5 protein-coding genes are annotated in these 5993 nt (G+C 70.9%); 3 read left to right on the top strand and 2 right to left on the bottom strand.

Annotation, left to right across the window (positions count from 1 at the left end; translation table 11 throughout):
* Both H0U68_RS03830 and H0U68_RS03825 read left to right on the top strand, forming a co-directional pair.
* Nucleotides 1–1799: ATP-binding protein (locus H0U68_RS03830; protein ID WP_296352844.1), on the top strand; the 1799-nt coding region annotated here is incomplete at its 5' end.
* A complete protein-coding gene (locus tag H0U68_RS03825; protein ID WP_296352846.1) occupies nt 1799–2431 on the top strand; it encodes a response regulator in 633 nt (210 codons plus the stop codon). The genes H0U68_RS03830 and H0U68_RS03825, both read left to right, overlap by 1 nt.
* 106 nt (nt 2432–2537) lie before the next feature.
* Here H0U68_RS03825 and H0U68_RS03820 read toward each other — a convergent pair whose 3' ends face one another.
* The gene (locus H0U68_RS03820; protein WP_296352843.1) at nt 2538–2669 is read right to left on the bottom strand and encodes a hypothetical protein; all 132 of its coding nucleotides are present in this window, start codon (nt 2667–2669) and stop codon (nt 2538–2540) included.
* On the opposite strand from H0U68_RS03820, the gene H0U68_RS03815 reads away from it, so the two are divergent.
* A complete protein-coding gene (locus tag H0U68_RS03815; RefSeq protein ID WP_296352841.1) occupies nt 2617–3819 on the top strand; it encodes an MltA domain-containing protein in 1203 nt (400 codons plus the stop codon). The two genes, H0U68_RS03820 and H0U68_RS03815, sit on opposite strands and share 53 nt — an antisense overlap.
* Before the next feature lie 4 nt (nt 3820–3823).
* Here the strand turns inward: H0U68_RS03815 and H0U68_RS03810 are convergent.
* Nucleotides 3824–5993 (bottom strand): alkaline phosphatase PhoX (locus H0U68_RS03810; protein WP_296352838.1); only part of this gene is annotated, 2170 nt, incomplete at its 5' end.

The raw sequence follows: 5993 nt of genomic DNA, 5'->3' as shown, positions 1-5993 counted from the left end.
AGCAGGCCCACCAGCTGCTGCGCGAGCACCGTGAGTGGATGCGCATCGAGTGGCGCGGCGCCGAGCTGGAACTGCTGGCGGCGGCCGACTCGCCGCTGCGCGCGCCGGTGTTCGCGCAGTTCGGCCGCGAGAACACGCTGGGCGAGGTGCAGCAGGCCTGCGCCAACGCGCGGCGCACCAGCAGCCCGGCCTATGCGCGCAGCTACTTCGTGCCGCAGCCCGGTGGCATGGGCCTGGAGCTGATGGAGCTGTGCCTGCCGCAGGTGCGCGCCGGCCGCCTGAGCGGCTACACGGTGGCGACCTACGCTCTGGGCGACATGCTGTCGAGCCTGGTGGGGCCGCAGCTCACGCGCAGCCAGGAGGTCTCGTTCACCGAGCCGGACGGCACGCGCCTGGCCATGCATGGCGTCGCGCGCCGCGGCAACCGCGTGTTCAGCTCGCAGCAGCTGCTGGACATGCCGGGCAACACTGTCGTGCTGCGGCTGGACGCCTGGCGCGCCGCGCCCGACCTGTTCCCCAACGTGCTCACCGCGCTGGTGACGGCGATGTCGATCGCGCTGGTGGTGGTGCTGTTCCTGCTGGCGCGCGACATGCGACGGCGCATGCGCGCCGAGCAGGACCTGGCCGACGCGCTGGCGTTCCGCAAGGCGATGGAGGATTCGCTGGTGACCGGCCTGCGCGCGCGCGACCTGCAGGCGCGCACCACCTACGTCAATCCGGCCTTCTGCCAGATGGTGGGCTTCGCGGCCGACGAACTGCTGGGCCGTGGCGGCCCCGCGCCGTACTGGCCACCCGAGCAGGTGGACGAGTACAACCGGCGCCAGGAGGTGCGGCTGGCCGGCGGCGTGCCGCCGCGAGAAGGCTTCGAATCGGTCTTCATGCGCAAGGACGGCTCGCGCTTCCCGGTGCTGATCATCGAGGCGCCGCTGATCAACGCCCAGGGCGAGCAGACCGGCTGGATGAGCGCGGTGCTGGACATCAGCGAGCAGCGCCGCGTGGAGGAGCTCTCGCGCGCCAGCCAGGAGCGCCTGCAGGCCACGGCGCGCTTGGCCACCGTGGGCGAGATGGCTTCTCTGCTGAGCCATGAGCTGAACCAGCCGCTGGCGGCGATTTCCAGCTACGCCACGGGTTCGGTGAACCTGCTGCGCGGAACAACCGGCCCGCACGCGCTGGCCGACATCGAGGTTGCGATGCAGCGGATCTCGGAACAGGCCGAGCGCGCCGGCCGCGTGATCAAGAGCGTGCACGACTTCGTGCGCCGCCGCGACAAGGACCGCGAACCGGTGGCGCCGCAGGCGCTGCTGGACGCGATCTGGCCGCTGGTGAACCTGCAGGCGCGCAAGCTGGGCGTGCGCGTCGAGCTGCGCGTGCACGACGGCCTGCCGGCGGTGCTGTGCGACCGCACGATGGTCGAGCAGGTGTTGCTGAACCTGGCGCGCAACGCCATGCAGGCGATGAACGAGGCGCGCGTGCCCGAGCCCCGGCTGGTGGTGGCGGTCAAGCGCGCGGCGCGCGCGGCCGATGCGCCCGCCGCCAAGAGCTGGCTGGAGTTCTCTGTGGCCGACTGCGGGCCGGGCATTCTGCCGTCGGTGCAGCAGCAGCTGTTCACGCCCTTTTTCACCACCAAGGCCGAGGGCATGGGCCTGGGCCTGAGCCTGTGCCGCACGGTAGTGGAGCAGCACGGGGGCTTTCTCGAATACGAGCCCAACCGGCCCCAAGGTACGATCTTCCGCTTCACGCTGCCGGCTGAAGCCACGGCCGCGGCCCCCGCTTCCACCAACGCCGTGCTCTCCGCTTGATGCATCCCGCAGCCGACGCCACCGTGTTCATCGTCGACGACGACGCGGGCGTGCGCGATGCGCTGGCCTGGCTGCTGCGCACGCGCCACCTGCCCAGCGAAAGCCACGCCAGCGCCGACAGTTTCGAGGCGATGCTGGCCGCCGGCTTCGCGCCGTCGCAGCCCTGCTGCGTGCTGCTCGACGTTCGCATGCCGGGCATGAGCGGGCTGGTCCTGTTCGACAAGATCGCCGAGCGCGGCCTGCTGGAGCTGATGCCGGTGATCTTCCTTACCGGCCACGCCGACGTGCCGACCGCGGTGGACATGGTCAAGCGCGGCGCCTTCGATTTCTGCGAAAAGCCGTTTTCCGACAACGCGCTGGTCGACCGCATCGAGCAGGCGCTGCAGCGCTCGCGCGAGGTGCTGGGACGGCGCCAGCAAAGGCAAACGCTGCGCGCGCGGCTGGCCGAACTCACCGAGCGCGAGCGCGACGTGATGCGGCTGGTCGCCGTCGGCCTGCCCAACAAGCTGATCGCCGAGCGCCTGGCGATCAGCGTGCGCACGGTGGAAGTGCACCGCGCGCGGGTGTTCGACAAGATGAACGTGAAGTCGGCGGTGGAGCTCGCCAATCTTTTGCGCGACGAAGCTGCTTGACTTCCTCCCTCTCCCTCTCCCTCTGGGAGAGGGCCGGGGTGAGGGCTTCTCCTCAGCCTCACACGCCCACGTGCGGCTTTGCAGATCGATTGCTTTTCTTCGCCGGTCAGCGCCGGGAATCCTTGTGGTTCTCATCCTCCGGCGGCTCGCCCTTGTTGCGTCCGGCGAACATCGTCCACCACACGATGCCGACCAGCAGCAACATCGCACCCAGCGCTTCCAGCAGAATCAAGAGCATGAACCGTTTCCTGGCGAATATGGCGTTGGCCGCGATTGTAGGAATGCTGGCCGGCTGCGGCGGCGTGCCGCTGTATCCCGCGGATGAGGTACCACCCGCCGGCACGGTGCCCGGCGCCGCGCCCCCCCTGTCGGATGGAGCTGCCTTGCCGCCGGCGCTGGCCAACGGCAAGAGCCGCTGGCAGCCGGTGCGCTGGAGCGAACTGCCGGGCTGGAACGACGACGCGCTGCACGAGGCCTGGAACGCCTGGACCAAGAGCTGCGAGCGGCCCGGCTCCGCGCTGGCGTCGCTGTGCCCCGAGGTGCGCCGCCTGTCCATCGCGTCGGCCGACGAGCAGCGCGCCTGGATGGTGCGGCGGCTGCAGCCCTACCGGGTCGAGCCGCTGCAGGCTGTCGCGGCCGAGGGCCTGCTCACCGGCTACTACGAGCCGCTGCTTGACGCTTCGCGCCAGCCGAGCGCCGCCTACGGCGTTCCGCTGTACCGGCCGCCGGCCGACCTTGCCGTGCGCAAGCCCTGGTTCAGCCGCCAGGAGATCGACATGCTGCCGCAGGCGCGCGCCGCCTTGCGCGGGCGCGAGATCGCCTACGTCGCCGATCCGCTCGACGCGCTGGCCCTGCAGATCCAGGGCAGCGGCCGGCTGCGCATCACCGAGCCCGACGGCAGCCGGCGCCTGGTGCGCGTGGCTTATGCCGGCACCAACGACCAGCCGTACCGCAGCGTGGGCAGCTGGCTGCTGCAGCAGGGCGCGACCCGCGACGCGACGTGGCCCGGCATCAAGGCCTGGGCGGCGCAGAACCCGCAGCGGCTGCAGGAACTGCTGTGGACCAATCCGCGCGTGGTGTTCTTCCGCGAGGAGCCGTTGACCGAGCTGGACGCGGCGTTCGGCCCGCGCGGCGCGCAGGGCGTGCCGCTCACCCCGGGCCGCTCGATCGCGGTGGACAAGGACAGCATTCCCTACGGCACGCCGGTCTGGCTGGCCTCTTCCGGGCTGGTCAACCTGCAGCGCCTGGTGTTCGCGCAGGACACCGGCAGCGCCATCGTCGGCGCGGTGCGCGCCGATTACTTCGTGGGCTGGGGGCCGGAGGCCGGCGAGGTCGCGGGGCGGCTCAAGCAGCCGCTGCGCCTGTGGGTCCTCTGGCCCCGCCCCTGATCGCTTACTTGCCGATCAGCCCGCCGTCGTTGCGGGTGATCATGACGGTGGACGAGCGCGGGCGCGCCGACGCGCCGCCGGGCCCGTAGGCCGCCACGCCGGCGCCGTTGCCCGGCCAATGGCTCTCGAACTTCGTCGCGTCGCCGATGTTGGCTGCGGCCGTGTTCTCGCCCGGGTGCTGGATGTTGATGAACAGCGCGCGGCCGTCCGGCGATTCCGTGAGGCCCGTGACCTCGGCGCCGCTCGGCGCGGTGAGAAAGCGCTTGAAGGTGGCGTCGGTCATCTTGCGGCCCATGCGCGTGGCCACGCTCACGTCGGTGGTGACCGCCGCGTTCGGGCTGCCGTCGGCCTTGTTGACGATGGTGACCGGGCCGCCGTCGCCGTACTCGCCGGGGATCGCCGCCAGCAGCATGCAGTTGGTGACGTCGGTGTAGGTGTTGTCGTCGGTCTCGATCCACAGGATGCCGGTGACAGGCGAGAACCAGCAGCCGTCCGGCTTGGACAGGTCGTTGAACTCGCTCAGGCCCGACAGGTTGACGTTCTTCTGGTAGTTGGCGTCGTCCAGGCCGGCGTCGGCTTTCGCCTGCGCGCCGAACAGGAAGATGTCCCAGCTGAAGGTGGTGGCCGCCGCGTCGCTGGCGGTTTCACGCATGCGCACGATGTGGCCGTTGACGTTGCCCTTCTGGCTGGTGGTGCCGTTCTTCTTGTCCAGCCAGTAGCGCGGGTTCGCCGCGTCCGCCGGCGGGTTCGGGTTGTTGTTGCTGCTGGAGCCGGTGTTGCCGCGGTCGGGGTTCTCCGTCATGGTGAGGTAGACCTCGCCGTTCTTCGGGTTCACCGCGGACCACTCCGGGCGGTCCATCTTCGTCGCGCCCGCGGCGTCGGCCGCCAGCCGCGTGTTCACCAGCACGTCGGCCAAGTCGCTGAAGGCGTAGGCCGCGTTGCCGGTGATGGCGGCGTTGGTCATGTCCAGCTTCAGCCAGGTGCCCGAGCCGTCGGCGTTGTAGCGGGCGACATAGAGCGTGCCTTCGTCCAGGTACTTGTCGCCCATGGCGACGCCGCCGCGCGCCGCATCGGCCGTGTCCCACAGCGCCTTGCTGACGAACTTGTAGACGTATTCGCCGCGCGAGTCGTCGCCCATGTAGAAGGCCAGCGGCTTGCCGGCCACGGGCAGGCCGCAGGTCGCGCCTTCCTTGGCGAAGCGGCCCATGGCGGTGCGCTTGCGCGGTGTGGAATTGGGATCGTAGGGATCGATTTCCACGGTGAAGCCGAAGGTGTTGGGTGCGTTGCGGAAGTCGCCGGCGGCATCGGCGGCGGTCACGCTCGCATCCCAGCGGCTGAATTCCGTGCTGGCGGCGTCGGCGGGCACCACGCTGGTCCAGCGATTGTTGCCGGCCTGGCCGGGGCGCAGGCCCACGCGCAGCAGCGCGATGTTCTCCTTGGCGCTGCGCGCGGCGTCGTCGCCGGTGGCGCGGCGGAAGTAGCCGGCCCAGTTCTCTTCGCAGGTGAGGTAGGTGCCCCAGGGGGTGGGGCCGCCGGCGCAGTTGTTGATGGTGCCGCGCGTGGCCGTGCCCTCGGGCGAGTACTTCGTCTTCACCAGCGCCGAGCCGCGCACCGGGCCGCGCAGCTCGATGGGCGTGGCGGCCGTGATGCGGCGGTTGAAGCGCGAGGCCTTGTTCAGCGCGAACTTGCCGCTGTTCTTGGCCATCTCGACCACCGAGACGCCGTGCGCCTGGATTTCCTTGAGTGCCTCGGCTTCCGGGCGCGCGCCGCTGGCCGCGTTGGTCTGGCCGGCCGGGTGCATGAACGTCACCGTGCCGGCGATGTTCTCGTGGTTCATCGCCAGCAGGGCGCGCTGCGTGCCGCCAGCGTCGCGCGCCGTGCCGGCGTCGTTCAGGCCGAAGTAGGCAATGGCGTCGTGGTGGTCGCCGGCGCGGCGCGCGAAGTCGCCGTCGGTGCCGTCGTTCCTGTAGTCGGCCACGGCCGGGTCGATGGAGTCGCCGGTGGCGTAGAGCACCGTGGCGGTGTAGCCGCTGGCCACCACCAGGCGGTCGGCCAGGTCCTTGCTGACGGCCTGAAAGCCCAGCGCGGGTGCCGGAGCCGGGCCGGGAGCAGGTGCCGGCGCGGGGGCCGGCGCGTCGTCGCCGCCGCCGCAGGCCGCCAGCGGCAGCGCACCC

The sequence above is a fragment of the Ramlibacter sp. genome (genome assembly GCF_013697775.1).
GTDB lineage: Bacteria > Pseudomonadota > Gammaproteobacteria > Burkholderiales > Burkholderiaceae_C > Ramlibacter.
Note: the sequence above shows the minus strand (reverse complement) of the source record. Positions and strands in the feature narration are given on the sequence as shown.